The sequence below is a fragment of the Rhizobium anhuiense bv. trifolii genome (genome assembly GCF_024346605.1).
GTDB classification, from domain to species: Bacteria; Pseudomonadota; Alphaproteobacteria; order Rhizobiales; family Rhizobiaceae; genus Rhizobium; species Rhizobium anhuiense.
The window spans coordinates 4,308,479-4,323,774 of the sequence record NZ_CP098803.1 but is presented as its reverse complement, the minus strand read 5'-3'; the positions used below and the strand labels follow the sequence as shown (position 1 = coordinate 4,323,774).

Here is a 15,296-nt window from a genome sequence, read left to right as displayed (position 1 = left end):
TCCCACCAGTCACTAATTTTCAGGTTCAAGCATGATTGTCGCCAAGGGCGGCAAGGTGATCGAGCAGGTGATGTTGCCGCCGGCATCGACGGCCTGCACGCGCCCGCCATTGCCCTTGCCGCTGCCGCCATAGATGTCGGCATCGGTGTTCAGGATTTCCCGCCAGCGGCCTGCGGACGGCAGGCGGATCGAGTAGTTCTCGCGGTAGACAGGGGTGAAATTGGTGATGACGGCGACCGGCTTCTGGCCCGGCGCCTTGCGCAGCCAGGCAAAGACGGAATTCTGATGGTCGTCGGCGACCAGCCATTCGAAGCCTTCGCCTTCGCAGTCACGCTCATGCAGAGCCGGCTTGCTGCGATAGGTGAAATTGAGGTCGCGCACCAGGCGCCGCATGCCCTCGTGCATACGATACTGAAGGAGGTTCCAGTCGAGCGACCTCTCCTCGCTCCACTCGCTCCACTGGGCGAATTCCTGGCCCATGAACAGGAGCTTCTTGCCGGGATAGCCCCACATATAGGCGTAGTAGGCGCGCAGATTGGCGAATTTCTGCCAGTCGTCGCCCGGCATCTTGGCGATCAGCGAACCTTTTCCATGGACGACCTCGTCATGCGAGAGCGGCAGGACGAAATTTTCCGAATAGGCGTAGAGCAGGCCGAAGGTCAGCTCGTTGTGATGGTGCCCGCGGTAGATGGGATCGCGGCTCATGTAGCTCAGCGTGTCATGCATGAAGCCCATGTTCCACTTGAAGCCGAAGCCCAGGCCGCCTTCATGTACGGGCTGCGAGACCTTCGGCCAGGAGGTCGATTCCTCGGCGATGGTCATGACGTTGGGATGCTGGCCGTAGATGCGGATGTTGAGATCCTGCAGAAAGCGGACCGCCTCGAGGTTCTCGTTGCCGCCATATTCGTTGGGGATCCATTCGCCGTGTTTGCGCGAATAATCGAGATAGAGCATCGAGGCGACGGCATCGACGCGCAGGCCGTCGAGATGGAATTTCTCGGCCCAGTAAAGCGCATTGTTGACGAGATAGGAAACGACCTCGGTGCGGCCGAAATTGTAGATCGCCGTGCTCCAGTCGGGATGGAAGCCCTTGCGCGGGTCTTCGTGCTCGTAGAGTGCGGTACCGTCGAACCAGCCGAGGCCGTGTTCGTCGGTCGGGAAATGCGCCGGCACCCAGTCGAGGATGACGCCGATGCCGACCTTGTGGCAGCCGTTGACGAAACGGGCGAAACCTTCCGGTTCGCCGAAACGAGCGGTCGGCGCGTAGAGGCCGGTCGTCTGGTAACCCCAGGAGGGGTCATAGGGGTGCTCGGTGATCGGCAGGAACTCGATATGGGTGAAGCCCATATCGGCGCAATAGGGGATGAGGCTGGAGGCGAGCTCGTCCCAGGACAGCATCGTGCCGTCCTGCCGGCGCTGCCAGGAGGCGGCATGCACCTCGTAGATCGAGATCGGCTGGCGGCGCTTGTCGGTCTCGCGCCAGTGCTTCAGATGGGCTTCGTCTTCCCACTCCTGCTCCAGCTCGGCGGCGGTGATGGAGGCGGTTTTCGGCCGGAGCTCGCTGCGGCGAGCGAAGGGATCGGCCTTCAGCGGCAGCAATACGCCGTCCTGGCCGCGGATCTCGAACTTGTAGGCAACGCCGATCGGGACGTCGGGGGCGAATATTTCCCAGATGCCGCTATCGGAACGGAAGCGCATGACGTGGCGACGGCCGTCCCAATTGTTGAAATCACCGACGACGGAGACGCGCTGCGCATTCGGGGCCCAGACGGCGAAATGGATACCCTGGGCGCCATCATGCTTGATGAGATGGGCGCCCATCTTGTCGAACAGGCGCAGGTGCGAGCCCTGGCGGGCAAAATAATCGTCCATCGGCCCGAGCACCGGACCGAAACTGTAAGGATCGGTGACAGCCCATTCGGCATCGCCGCGCCGGGCGCGATAGCGCACCGGCTGGAGCTTGGTCAGGGAAACCGGGCCGGCGAAGACGCCGTCGGCATGGAGCTGTTTCAACTCGCCGATGACGCTGCCATCGAGCGTCATGGCGGTCACTTCCTCGGCGCCCGGGATGAAACACCGGGCGACGAAAACGTCGCCGGCCTGGTGCACACCGAGGACGGCAAAGGGATTGGAATGCGAGCCGGCAAGGATCGCCGCGATTTCATCTGCCGAAATTTCCCAGGAAAGCTTTACTTCAGGGACGGTTTTCGGCGTTTTCATCCGGCTCTCCAGATTTCGTCTGCATATTGCCTGATCGTACGGTCGGAAGAAAACCAGCCCATCCGCGCCGTATTGTTGATCGTCTTTGTGTACCAGGCGGACTGGTTGGTCCAGATCTGGTCGACTTCGCGCTGTGCCTGGGCATAGGCGTCGAAATCGGCGGCGACCATGAACCAGTCGTGCGAATAGATGCCGTCGATCAGTGCGGTGTAGCGATTGCGGTCATCAGGCGAGAAGACGCCGGAGCCGATGGCGGCGAGCGCCTGGGCGAGCTCGCGCGACCCCTCGATGATGGCGCGGGGATTGTGGCCATCACTGCGGACCTTCGACACCTCGTCGGCCTTGAGGCCGAAGATGACGATGTTGTCCTCGCCGACATTGTCGCGCATCTCGACATTGGCGCCATCGAGCGTGCCGATCGTCAGTGCGCCGTTGAGGCCGAACTTCATGTTGCCGGTGCCGGATGCTTCCATGCCGGCGGTCGAAATCTGCTCGGACAGGTCGGCGGCCGGAACCATGACTTCGGCGAGCGAAACATTGTAGTTCGGTACGAAGACGACCTTCAGGAGGCCGCGGACCGACGGGTCGTTGTTGATCGTGCGGGCGACGTCGTTGATCAGCTTGATGATCAGCTTGGCATTGTAATAACTCGGCGCTGCCTTGCCGGCGAAGAGTTTTACACGCGGCACCCAATCCAGCTCCGGATGCGAGCGGATCTGGTCGTAGAGCGCGACGGCCTCGATGATGTTCAGCAGCTGGCGCTTGTATTCGTGGATGCGCTTGATCTGGATGTCGAACATCGCCGAGGGATCAAGCTTCACGCCCATGCGGCTGGCAACGAGATTGGAGAGCGCTACCTTGTTGGCCCGCTTCACCGCGGCGAACTTCTGCTGGAAGGTCGGGTCGGAGGCGAACTTGTCGAGCGGCGTCAGCTTCTCGGCATCGTCAAGGAATTCGTCGCCGATCGCCTCGCGAATCAGGCTGGTGAGACCCGGATTGCACTGCTGCAGCCAGCGGCGCGGCGTGATGCCGTTGGTCTTGTTGTTGATACGGTCGGGATAGAGCTTGTGCAGGTCGGCAAAGACCGTGACCTTCATCAGGTCGGTGTGCAGGGCCGAGACGCCGTTGATCGAATGCGAGCCGACGAAAGCGAGGTTGCCCATGCGCACGCGGCGGTCGCCGCTTTCATCGATCAGCGAGATCGAGCGGATTTCCCCATCGGTGAAATTCTTGCCCTTGCGCGCGTCGATCAGGATCTTGGCATTGATCGCATAGATGATCTGCATGTGGCGCGGCAGCAGACGCTCGAACAGCGGCACCGACCAACTTTCCAGCGCTTCGGGCAGAAGTGTGTGGTTGGTGTAGGAGAAGGTATGGCGGGTGATTTCCCAGGCCTGGTCGAAATCCATTCCGTGGACGTCACAGAGCAGGCGCATGAGTTCGGCGACCGAGACGGCGGGATGGGTGTCGTTCAGCTGGATTGCCACCTTGTCCGGCAGCGAGGTGAAATCGTCATATTGCTGCAGATGGCGGCGCAGGATGTCCTGCAGCGAGGCCGACGAGAAGAAGAATTCCTGGCGCAGGCGCAGTTCCTGACCGGCCGGGGTGGCGTCGGCGGGATAGAGAACCCGGGTCAGGCTTTCGGCCTTGTTGCTTTCACGCAGCGCTCCGATGTGGTCGCCGGCGTTGAAGGCATCGAGCAGGATCGGATCGATCGGCTGCGCCGACCAGAGGCGCAGCGTGTTGACGCGCTTGCCGCGCCAGCCGACGGCCGGCGTGTCGAAGGCGGCGGCGATGACGCGCTCGGCGGGTTTCCAGACGTAGCGCGGCTGGTCGTCATGGGTGGTGATGAATTCGACGGCGCCGCCGAAGCCGATTTCATAGGAGCTTTCGCGGCGCTCGAACTCCCAGGGATTGCCGTGGGCGAGCCAGTTTTCCGGCAGTTCCACCTGCCAGCCGTCGGCCATCTGCTGGCGAAACAGGCCGTGGACATAGCGGATGCCGTAACCATAGGCGGGCACGTCGACGGTTGCCATGCTTTCCATGAAACAGGCCGCCAGACGACCGAGGCCGCCGTTGCCGAGTGCGGCATCCGGCTCCAGCCCGGCGATGACGTTGACGTCGACGCCGAGCGAGGCGAGGGCATCGCGCACCTCCTCCATCAGGCCGAGGTTCGAGACGGCGTCGCGCATCAGGCGGCCGATCAGGAATTCGAGGGAGAGATAATAGACGCGCTTGGCGCCGGTCGCATAAACCTCGCGGGTGGAGGCCATCCACCGATCGATGATGCGGTCGCGGACCACCAGGATCGTCGCCGTCAGCCAGTCATGCGGCTTTGCCACCTTGGCGTCCTTGCCGATGCGGTAGGTCAGGCGTTCGATGATTTCTTCGGCGAGAATTTCCGGCCTTGAACTGCGGGGAGCGGGAGAGGGGATAACCGGCTTGGAAACGGTATTCATGGTCAGATCTCGCCAATTTTAATTTGGTTTCAGGATGTTATGCCTGATTTAATCGATTTGTCGCCTGTGCTCCGACAGTTTATGCATCGTTAGGAAGCACTTGCAACAAAGGATTTGGACAAACGAAAAATTTGCGAAACCTTCATATTCACGGGGCTTGAGGGTATTGATTTCAATCGCTTTTCCCGATCAGATGGGTTGGACGAGAATAACGAAAAGCCGCGCCGGTTTGTTCCGGAGCGGCTTTTCCTTTGCCCTTTTTCGTAGCGGTATGCTCAGTTCGTCAGACGTGTCAGCTGAGCGGAGGCTTTCGCACCGATCGCCTGAAAGGCCGCAAGGAGGTCTTCCATTTTTTCAGCCTGGAAATAATGGGAGTCGTCGGAGGCGCAATAATGCAACAGCGCCTGTCCGCCTGCGGGTGCCATAAAGGCAATCGTATAGATTTCGATGCCTTTAGATTTCGCGTCGTCGCATGTCTTTTTCGTCGCGGTGTCGTAGGAACGGCCGCCGCCGCTATCATTGTTATTGTCGCCGTCCGTCATAAAGACGATGTACTTCTTGGGCACTTGCCCGGTCTTCTGCCGGTGGGCGGCGTCTTCGGCGTCATTGCCCGCGGCGTTCTTGGCGGTGAGAGACGTGTAAGCCGTGTTCACTGCGCCGCTGGAATTCGTGCCACCTCCCGACTGAAGCGCGTTGACATAGCTCGTGACAGCGGCAGTTCCCCAGGCGAGGCTGCTGGCGGGGTATTCAACAATATCATAGGATACCGCGCCTGTGCGGACATATTCGGCATTGGGATCCGCGCTATCGAGCTGACCAAAGAGTTTGTCGGCGGCGAGCTTCAGCGCTTCTATCTTTGTGTAATAACGCGTACGCGTGCCGGTGCAGGTGTCGTAAATTGTCTTACCGTTTTTGTTGGGGTGAGGGTTGCATTTGTAGGTGTATGATTCCGTCGTGAGGGTCGCGGTATCCTCTCCCATCGACCCCGACTTATCGAGTGCGAGGAACATAGAGATCGAGCCCTGGGTCTGTGAGTGACCACCGACCGTCGTGCCTGACGTCGAGAGATGCTGCGTGCTGAAGCCGACCGCCTGCATCAGCGGGTTGACCGTGAGGTCGTAACTCGGTGAAACCGTCACCTGATAGGATGTCGACTTGCCCGATGTCGTCGTCAGGACACTGACGCTCGTCGTGTTCTTGATATCGGTGCCGCTCTGCAGGTAATTCGCCATTTGCCCGGCAACGAAATTCTGCGCAAAGGCCTCGGCCTGCGACGTTTGGATCGTGCCGTTTGCCAGGGCGGTGGCGGTCGCGAGCGCCGCCGAATCAGCGGCCTCCTGCAACTGCTGCTTCGAGAGCAGCATATCGCCCACCTGGATCGCCATGCCGGCTGCTCCGAAAAGGACGGGCAGCAGGATAGCCGTCATCATACCGAAATTACCGCCACGGTCGCTCAACATGCGACGCAGGCAGGGATGCAAAAAGGAGGTGCTCATCATGTTCACCCAACTGGAAACCCTGTGAGGTGATATTAGGCACGTCTCTCCTTTCCGCGGTCCTTACGGCGTCAATAGAATTTTAACGAATCGGCGGATTTTTCCAGTTTTGGGATTATTTCAGCGGGATGACGTCGACCGCCTGGACAGCGCGCTGGCCGCCATAGCTTTTTAGCACGCCGATGACGGGAACGACGTCGGAATAGTCCCGGCCATAGGCGACGACGATGTGGTCCATGCCGGCGGGGATGTTGTTGGTCGGGTCGAGTTCGATCCAGCCGATCGTCTCGCCGCACCAGATCCGCACCCAGGCATGCATGGCGTCGGCCCCTTCCAGCCGCTCCTTGCCGGGCGGCGGGATGGTGCGCAGGAAGCCGGAGACGTAGCCGGCCGGAATGCCGAGGCTTCGAAGCGCCAGGATCATGATGTGGGTGAAATCCTGGCAGACGCCGCGCTTCAATCGGAACGCCTCGAGCGGCGTCGTGTCCACCGTCGTCGCATCGGGATCGTAGGTGAAATCCTTGTTGATGCGAGCGCAGAGCGCATGGGCGATCTGCATCGCCGTCAGCGTCGGCAGGGCACAGCCTCGCGCATAGTCGCTGATCTCGCGTGCCTGGGTGAGGCGCGGGCTGTCGCCAAGGAAGTGGTGCGGCGAATCCGGTGCCAACGACCAGATGCCTGATATCTCCTCCGGCAGGTCGGCAAGCAGCGGCGAGAAATCGGCGGCGATCGGCTGGCTTTCCACCTGCACGCGGGCCTGCATGCGAATGTCGAGTGTTTCGTGCGGCGCACGCAGCATGAAGGAGGTGGCGGGATGATGGAAGAAATCGACGAAATGCGCCTGCTCATCCGGCGTCGGCGAGACGGTGATCGAGCCGGCGACCAGGCGCTGGCGGTTCGCCAGCGACAGCGGCATCAGCCGCATGACGTGGCGGGCGCCGGAGGCCGGCACGTCGTAGCTGTAACCCATGCGGAGAGTGAGATCGTAGAGCATTGACGTCACCCGAGATAGGTCTGGGCGAGCAGATCGGAAAGCTGCTCCAGTTCGCGTTCGAGCCGCTGATAGACCTCGACGCCCATGCCCTCCGGGGTCATCACCGCCAGGCCGGAATGGAGCCGCATCGCTTCGCGGTAGAAGGGTGACATCTGGCCGTTGATCAGGGCATTCGGCAGTTGCTCGACCTCGTGGTGGATCTCGTTCACCTGGAAGAGGACCGAGCGGGGGTTGAGGGGGTCGAGCGCCAAGAGATCGGTGACGGTCAGCCGCGCCGTGTTGACGTTGTAGCGGCGGCGGTGAGTCATGACGCTGTCGCCGATCTCGAGCAGCATGTCGAGCGCGCCGTCCGGCGCTTCCGGGCCGGACATGTGGCCAAGCAGGCGCGTCATGTGCAGGCCGCGCTCGATATAACGGCCGAGCGAAAGGAAGCGCCAGCCGGTGAAGCGGTACATGTTCTCGTGGACGAGGCCGGCGAAGCCCGCAAGCTTGCGCAGAAGGATCGTCATCGCATGGCTGGCGTCATCGCCGGCAGAGACGGTGACGTGAAAGCGGCGGGCGGTCTTGGCGAGATCGTTGAGCGCCAGCCAGCCGTCCGGAGAGAAACGGTCGCGGATGTTGCTTGCCGAATAAACGGCGCTGTCGATGTTGCGCAGGAGCGTTTCCGGCACGGGTTCGGCGGTATCGATATCGACGGCCGTCAGATATTCGGAGACATCGGCAAGCAGCGGCTGGCTTGGATCGGCCGCTTCGGCGAAACGTGCATGCCAGGCGCGCAGGATGCGCAGCGCCCCTTCGGCGCGTTCGATGTAGCGGCCGAGCCAGAACAGATTGTCGGCTGCCCGGCTCGGCAGGCTGCCCGGCATGTTGCGGGTGAAGCTGCCCTCGGCCGGCAGTAGCGTGTGGCGCTCGACCGGCTTGTCGCTGACGATCCAGACGTCGGCGGCCGCGCCGCCCGACTGCATGGCGATCGCCGCGACATCGGCTCCGGAGCCGATACGGGCAAAACCGCCGGGCATGATCTGCCAACCGTTTGCCGTGCGGGCGGCGAAAACGCGCAGCGACATCGGCCGCGGCACGAGCTTGCCGTCCACCCAGGCGGGCGTCGTCGAAAGCGTGACGACTTCCTGGCCGACCAGTTTCGGGCCGTCCGAACTCAGCCAGTCGGTGATGGAATCCTTGGCCGTCGCACGCAGCGACGAGCCGAGCACGGATTCGCCGTTGTCGTCGAAGAAGGGTGCCCGGGAATAGGCTGGGCCGATCACCATCTTCTCGATGTTTTTTGCGACGTGCTCGCGCTCTTCCTTCTGACCGCACCACCAGGTGGCGATCGAAGGGAGGTGCAGATCCTCGCCCAGCAGGCGGCGACAGATGGTCGGCATGAAGGCCAGCAGCGCCCGGGTTTCGAGAACCCCGGTGCCGAGCGCATTGACGATGGTGACGCTTTCGGCGCGCAGCGCTTCCACGAGGCCGGGCGTGCCGATATGCGAATTCTGGTTCAGCTCAAGCGGGTCGGCAAAGGCCGAATCGAGACGACGCCAGAGCACGCCGATCGGCTTCAGGCCGGCGACGGTGCGCACCATGACGCGGCCCTTGACGACGGTGAGGTCCTCGCCCTCGAGCAGCATGAAGCCGAGGTAGCGGGCGATGTAGGCGTGCTCGTAATAGGTCTCGTTGGCGGGGCCGGGCGTCAGCACGGCGATGCGGTCGTCGCCCGAATGTTTCATGCCCTGCAGCGCGTCGCGGAAGGCGCCGAAGAAGGAGGCGAGGCGGTGAACCGGAGTTTCGGCGTAGATATCCGAGAAGGCCCGGGTCGTCGCAACGCGGCTTTCCAGCGCGAAGCCGGCGCCTGACGGCGCCTGCGTCCTGTCGGCCAGCACCCACCAGTTGCCGTCAGGTCCGCGGCCGATCTCGAAGGCGCAGAAATGCAGATAGTGGCCGGAACCCGGCCGGATGCCGGCGAGCGGGCGCTGGAATTCGGGATTGGCGGCGATCAGCGCCGGTGGCAGGACGCCTTCCTCCACCAGCCGGTTGTCGCCGTAGATATCGGCAACGATCGCCTCCAGCAGGTCGGCGCGCTGGACGAGGCCCGCCGACAGCGTCTGCCATTCGCGCTCATCGATCAGCACGGGGATGTGCGAAATCGGCCAGGCGCGTTCGCCGGTGCCCTTGCTGCCATAGGCGCGGTAGAAGACGCCGGCATCGCGCAGGTAGCGGTCGGCGCGGGCGAAGCGCTCGGCGAGATCCTTTTCCGGCATTGCGCTCAGATGCGAGAGGAAACGCTGCCAGACGGGGCGGACTACGCCTTTGTTGTCGACCATCTCGTCAGCGGTACCAGGAAGCGGCGCATAGTCGAAGGCCGCATCCTTGATGCGGTCCTCTGCCTCTCCCCTGCGTTCCACTGCCGGCCTCTTACCCATCAAAACCCAAGCCCTAAACCCCCGGCCCTCACCTCAGCCTTAAATTCCGGCGGGCCGCCGCAGATCCAGCGTCAGCGGGAATTCAAGCGAACCCGTCTCGGCACGCGGGATATAGCCGCCCGCCGTATGTCCCCACGGCTCGAAGCGGGCGAGCCGCCTTGCTTCCGCCTCGTTGCCGTTGACCGGGAAGGTGTCATAGGTCCGGCCGCCCGGATGGGCAACATGATAGATGCAGCCACCGATCGAACGCTTCGACCATGTATCATAAATGTCAAAAGTCAAAGGTGTGTTGATCGGCAGGACGGGATGCAGGCCGGAGGCCGGCTGCCACGCCTTGTAACGGACGCCGGCGACCGACACGCCCGACGTGCCGGTCGGTGTCAGCGGCAGGGTGCGGCCATTGCAGGTGACGGTATAGCGCGCCGTATTGCTGGTTTCGAGCCGCACCTGAAGGCGTTCGACAGAGCTGTCGACGTAGCGCACGGTGCCGCCCGGCGCGCCTTCCTCACCCATGACGTGCCAGGGCTCCAGCGCCTGGCGCAGTTCCAGCTTCGAGCCCTCATATTCGACTTCGCCGCAGAAGGGGAAGCGGAATTCAAGCTGGGCCTTGAACCATTCCGGGCTGACGTCGAAGCCGTTTTCGCGAAGGTCGGCGAGCACGTCGAGGAAATCGGTCCAGACGAAATGCGGCAGCATGAAACGGTCGTGCAGGGTCGTGCCCCAGCGGACGAATTTGCCGTCGACGGGATTGACCCAGAAGCGGGCGATCAGTGCGCGCACCAGCAGTTGCTGGGCAAGCGACATGCGGGCGTTCGGCGGCATCTCGAAGCCGCGGAACTCGATGAGGCCGAGCCGTCCGGTCGGGCCGTCGGGCGAGAACAGCTTGTCGATGCAGATCTCGGCGCGATGGGTGTTGCCGGTGACGTCGGTTAACAGGTTGCGGAACAGGCGATCGACGAGCCAGGGCAACGGCTGCTGGCCGCGGCCGGGGGCAGCGATCTGCGCCATGGCGATCTCCAGCTCGTAGAGGCCGTCGTGACGGGCCTCGTCGATGCGCGGCGCCTGGCTGGTCGGGCCGATGAACATGCCGGAGAAGAGGTAGGAGAGCGAGGGATGGCGCTGCCAGTGGAGGACGACGCTCTTCAAGAGATCGGGACGGCGCAGGAAGGGACTGTTGTTCGGATTGGCGCTGCCGACGACGACGTGGTTGCCGCCGCCGGTGCCGGTATGGCGGCCGTCGATCATGAACTTGTCGGCGCCGAGCCGGGTGGCGCGCGCCTCTTCATAGATCGCCGTGGTGATATCGACGCATTCCTTCCAGTTCGAGGCCGGATGGATGTTGACCTCGATGACGCCGGGATCCGGGGCGACGCGGATGACGTTGATGCGCTCATCCTGCGGCGGCGGATAACCTTCGATATGGACGGGAAGCTTGAGTTCGGCGGCGGCGTTTTCGGCCGCGGCAATCAGCTCGAGATAATCCTCGATGCGTTCGACCGGCGGCATGAAGACGCAGAGCCTGCCGTCGCGCGGCTCGACCGACATGGCGGTGCGCACGGCGCCGCCAATTTCACCGAGCGTCTGTTCGATCCGGCCGCGATTGCTCTCGTCGGCGTGGAAGGAGGCTTCCGGCATGGCTCGGCCGGCCGGTACGAAAACATCAGGCAGCGGTTCGCGCGGGATGGTCGGATCGGCAGGGTGGATATAGGGATAACGCGCCGGGGGAACATAGGGCAGCGTGCCGAGCGGCAGGCGGTAACCGATCGGGCTGTCGCCTGGAACGAGGAAGATCTTGCCACGGCGGGTGCGCCATTTCTCGCTGATCCAGACGCGTGTTTCGGCCGCCTTGGCGTTCCATGCCTGAACCGGAAGGAGGTAACCTGTGGGGACGGTGAGGCCACGGGCGAAGACGCGCGCGATGCGGTTGCGCTCCTCGGGATCTTTCAGTTTCGAATTCGCGGGATCGACGTTTTCGGGAAGATTACCTTCCTTGATGATCCAGTCGGCAGTATCCTCATAGGCCGGCTGCACCATGTCAGGCTTGATCGCCAGTTCCTTGGCGATCGCCGTCAGAAGCTTCTCGGCATCCTCGGCCGCAACACCAGTATCCTTGCCTTCGGCGGCCACCAGATCGAGGTTCTGCCAGATCGGCTTGCCGTCGCGGCGCCAGTAGAGCGAGAAGGTCCAGCGCGGCAGGCTTTCGCCCGGATACCATTTGCCCTGGCCGTAATGCAGGAAGCCGCCGGGGGCAAAGCGTTCGTGCAGCCGGCGGATCAGGCTGTCGGCCTTTTCGCGCTTGGTCGGGCCGACGGCGGCGGTGTTCCATTCCTCGGACTGGAAATCGTCGATCGAAACGAAGGTCGGCTCGCCGCCCATCGTCAGATGCACGTCCTCGGCTTCGAGGACGCGATCGACCTTCTCGCCGAGTTCGTTGAGTTCGTCCCAGCTTTCATCGGAGAAGGGCTTGGTGATGCGCGGATGTTCGGCAACGCGCGAGACCTTCATGTCGAAGGCGAATTCGGTTTCGGCCTCGCCGAAATAACCACCGGAGATAGGAGCGGCGTTGCGGTAATGCGGCGTGGCGGCAAGCGGGATATGGCTTTCGCCGGTCAAGAGGCCGGAGGTCGGATCGAGGCCGACCCAGCCTGCGCCGGGCAGATAGACTTCCGCCCAGGCATGCAGGTCGGTGAAATCGACTTCGGTGCCGGAGGGCCCGTCGAGCGCCTTCAGGTCCGGTGTCAGCTGAATGAGGTAACCGGAAACGAAGCGGGCGGCCAGGCCGAGATGGCGAAGGATCTGAACGAGCAGCCAGCTGGTGTCGCGGCAGGAGCCTTTGGCGCTTTCCAGCGTCTCCTCCGGCGTCTGCACGCCGGTTTCCATGCGGATGACATAGCCGATCTGCCGCTGCAGACGGGCATTCAGGCCGACGATCATATCGACCGTCGGCTGACCGGGCGACCAGTCGAGCGTCGGCAGCAGCGCCTTCAGGCGCGGGCCGGCCGGCTCCGGCGTCATGTAGATCGACAGATCCTCCTGGATCGTTTCCGGATATCCGAAGGGCCACTTGGTCGCCTCTTCCTCGACGAAGAAGTCGAAGGGATTATAAACCGTCATGTCGGCGACGAGATCGACCTCGATCTTGAACTCCGTCACCGGATCCGGAAAGACGTAGCGGGCAAGGTAATTGCCGTAGGGATCCTGCTGCAGGTTGACGAAATGGTTGGAGGGCGTGATCTTCAGCGAGTGGCTGAGCACTCGTGTCTTCGAATGCGAGGCAGGTTTCAGCCGGATGATCTGTGGGCCGAGGCGGACCGGCTTGTCATAGGTGTAATGCGTCAGATGATAGATGCTGGCTTTGATCGACATATTTCTCTTTTTTTCCGGCTCGCATCGTCGTGCGGCTTGCTGTTCCCGAAAATCAGTGTGTGCAATGCAGCGAAAGAAAGCAAGGTGGAAAGGTCAAACGAGCCGAAGGCTTTTACGCTGCCTTGGCGAAGGTGACGGCCGCCTTCAGGCCCTTGCCGTCCGTACCCGGCTCCAGCGTCAGGTCGGCATTGAAAAGATTGGCGATTTCTTCGACGATCGGCAGGCCGAGGCCGGCGCCGGGCGCGCCGGAATCATGGCCGCGCGAAAAACGCTGGCGTACCGCCTCCAGCTTCTCGCGCGGAATGCCGGGGCCATTATCCTCGACTTCGAGGCGGATCGTCTCTGACGCAGCGATAATGCGGACGGTGACCTCAGCCCCGTTGCCGGCATAGGCGATGGCATTGCCGGCGAGGTTGCGCAGCATTTCGCCGATCAGCAGCGGCTCGGCGCGGATCATCGCCGGGCTCTCGCCCTCGAAGCCGAGATCGATGCCGGCGACGGCCGCCGTCGGGATCTGCTCGCCGGTGATTTCCTGGGCGATTGCGGCAAGATCGATGGCGGAGGCGGTCAGCGCTTCCTTGGCTGTGGCGGCGTCGATCTTGGCCATCAGGAGCAACTGAGCGAGGATGCGCTCGGCATGCGCCACCGCCTGATCGCCCTTCAGCGCCGCCGCCTGCGCCTCATCCAGCGAGCCGGCGCGGGCGGAAAGAGCAAGCTGGGTGCGGATGATCGCCAGCGGTGTGCGCAGCTGATGGCTGGCATTGCCGGTGAAATGGCGCAGCGCATCGAGCGCCGATTGCAGGCGGACCATGAAGGAATTGACCGTATCGACCAGCGGCTCGACCTCGCTTGGCACAGTCTGCTTGATTGGATGCAGGTCATCGGGGCTGCGTTCGCCGATGGCGTCGCCGAGCTTATAGAGCGGGCGGAGCGCCACCGTCACCGAAATCCAGACGATGACGGCCGCGCCCGCAATCATGAAGGCGAGGCGCAATGCCGAGCGGACGAGGATTGCCCGCGCCAGCTGGCGGCGGGCGATGGTGGTTTCGGCGACCGTTACCACGAAGGGCACGGAGCGGATGCCCGTCGAGGCTGAGCGTTCGAGTGTGGCGACACGGATCGGCTCGCCGCGGAAGGTGTCGTCGGCGAAGGCGGCAGCATTGGGCGGCGTCTTCTTCAGGACCGGCAACGACTGGTAGCCAGTGATGAATTGGCCCGGCGGGCCGTCGACGCGATAGAAGACGCGATCCTGCGCGGCAGAGGTCAGCATTTCAAGCGCGACATAGGGGATATCGACCTGCAGCGTGCCGTCCTCGGCGACGACGACGCGTTCGGCGATCGCCAGCGCCGAACCGGCGAGCACGCGGTCGGAGACGATGTTCGAGGTCTGGACCGCCTCGCGATAGGTATCGGCAAGCGCCAGCGTGCCGATCACGGCGGTGGAGACGAGCAGCCAGAAGAGCAGCCGGCGCCGGAGGGAATAGGCGGCTTTCATGAGGCCTCGGGCAGCTTGTCGAGATAATAGCCGATGCCGCGGGCAGTCTTGACGGTCAGGCCGTGCGGCGAGAGACGCTTTCTCAAGCGGCTGACATATTGCTCGATGGCGTTTGCGGAAATGTCGTCGTCGAAGGCCGTCAGCGACTGGATGATCGCTTCCTTGGCGACGACCTTGCCGGCCCGCATGAAGAGGATTTCGAGCAGGCCGAGCTCGCGGGCGGGAATATCGAGGGGTGCGGCGCCTGATGAAAAGGTGCGGGAATTGAGATCGAAAGAAATGCCGCCGAAACCGACGGTCGCCGAACGCAGCCCCGCCTGGCGGCGCAGCAATACCCGCACACGCGCCTCGAATTCGGCGATGTCGAAGGGTTTGATCAGGTAATCGTCAGCGCCGAGGTCGAGGCCCTTCACCCTTTCTTCCGGCGTGCCGCGCGCCGTCAGGATGAGGACGGCAGCCTGGTTCTGGCGGGCGCGCATGGCACGCAGCACGTCGAGCCCGTCCATCTCGGGCAGGTTGAGGTCGAGAATCACCAGATCGAAATTTTCCGCAGCAATGACCGCATTGGCGGATGCGCCGTCATGGACGACATCGACGGCGTGGCCCGTGCCGCGCAAGATCGCCGACAGGCCGTCGGCCAGCGCGATATTGTCTTCGGTGAGCAGGATGCGCACGAATGTCCCCCTGTTTTTCAAAGGAGATTACAGAGGTGGCGGAGCGATGTCACAGCGATTTTGCAGCTTACAGCGCAGCGGGTCCTTCAGACGCGCAAAATACGCTGTGGCACTTTAATCCTCGCATCGAGCTTTGCGAAAATCGATTCCGATTTCCGGCCGATGCGCCACC

General features: G+C 62.8%; 8 protein-coding genes. All 8 read right to left on the bottom strand.

The features are described 5' to 3' along the window. Window positions 1-12: 12 nt before the first annotated feature. The gene (gene glgB / locus NE851_RS29865) at window positions 13-2,220 is read right to left on the bottom strand and encodes a 1,4-alpha-glucan branching protein GlgB (protein WP_127430736.1); all 2,208 of its coding nucleotides are present in this window, start codon (window positions 2,218-2,220) and stop codon (window positions 13-15) included. Further along, window positions 2,217-4,679: a glycogen/starch/alpha-glucan phosphorylase gene (locus tag NE851_RS29860; protein WP_063475320.1), complete on the bottom strand. Its 2,463-nt coding sequence runs from the start codon at window positions 4,677-4,679 to the stop codon at window positions 2,217-2,219. The genes glgB and NE851_RS29860 overlap by 4 nt, the downstream gene beginning before the upstream one ends. A gap of 275 nt (window positions 4,680-4,954) precedes the next feature. Continuing rightward, window positions 4,955-6,175, bottom strand: coding sequence for a TadE/TadG family type IV pilus assembly protein (locus tag NE851_RS29855; RefSeq protein ID WP_127430737.1), 1,221 nt, complete (start codon window positions 6,173-6,175; stop codon window positions 4,955-4,957). A 115-nt stretch (window positions 6,176-6,290) separates the two neighbouring features. Further along, on the bottom strand, window positions 6,291-7,169 hold the full coding sequence (locus NE851_RS29850; protein WP_047616613.1) for a transglutaminase family protein: 879 nt from the start codon (window positions 7,167-7,169) through the stop codon (window positions 6,291-6,293). 5 nt (window positions 7,170-7,174) lie between these two features. After that, complete coding sequence (locus NE851_RS29845) at window positions 7,175-9,589, bottom strand: circularly permuted type 2 ATP-grasp protein (protein WP_047616384.1); 2,415 nt, start codon at window positions 9,587-9,589, stop codon at window positions 7,175-7,177. 39 nt (window positions 9,590-9,628) lie between these two features. After that, a complete protein-coding gene (locus NE851_RS29840; protein ID WP_127430738.1) occupies window positions 9,629-12,955 on the bottom strand; it encodes a transglutaminase family protein in 3,327 nt (1,108 codons plus the stop codon). Between the two features lie 112 nt (window positions 12,956-13,067). Next, on the bottom strand, window positions 13,068-14,450 hold the full coding sequence (locus NE851_RS29835; RefSeq protein WP_063475324.1) for a sensor histidine kinase: 1,383 nt from the start codon (window positions 14,448-14,450) through the stop codon (window positions 13,068-13,070). After that, a complete protein-coding gene (locus tag NE851_RS29830; protein ID WP_025570656.1) occupies window positions 14,447-15,124 on the bottom strand; it encodes a response regulator in 678 nt (225 codons plus the stop codon). The genes NE851_RS29835 and NE851_RS29830 overlap by 4 nt, the downstream gene beginning before the upstream one ends. Between the last annotated feature and the right edge of the window lie 172 nt (window positions 15,125-15,296).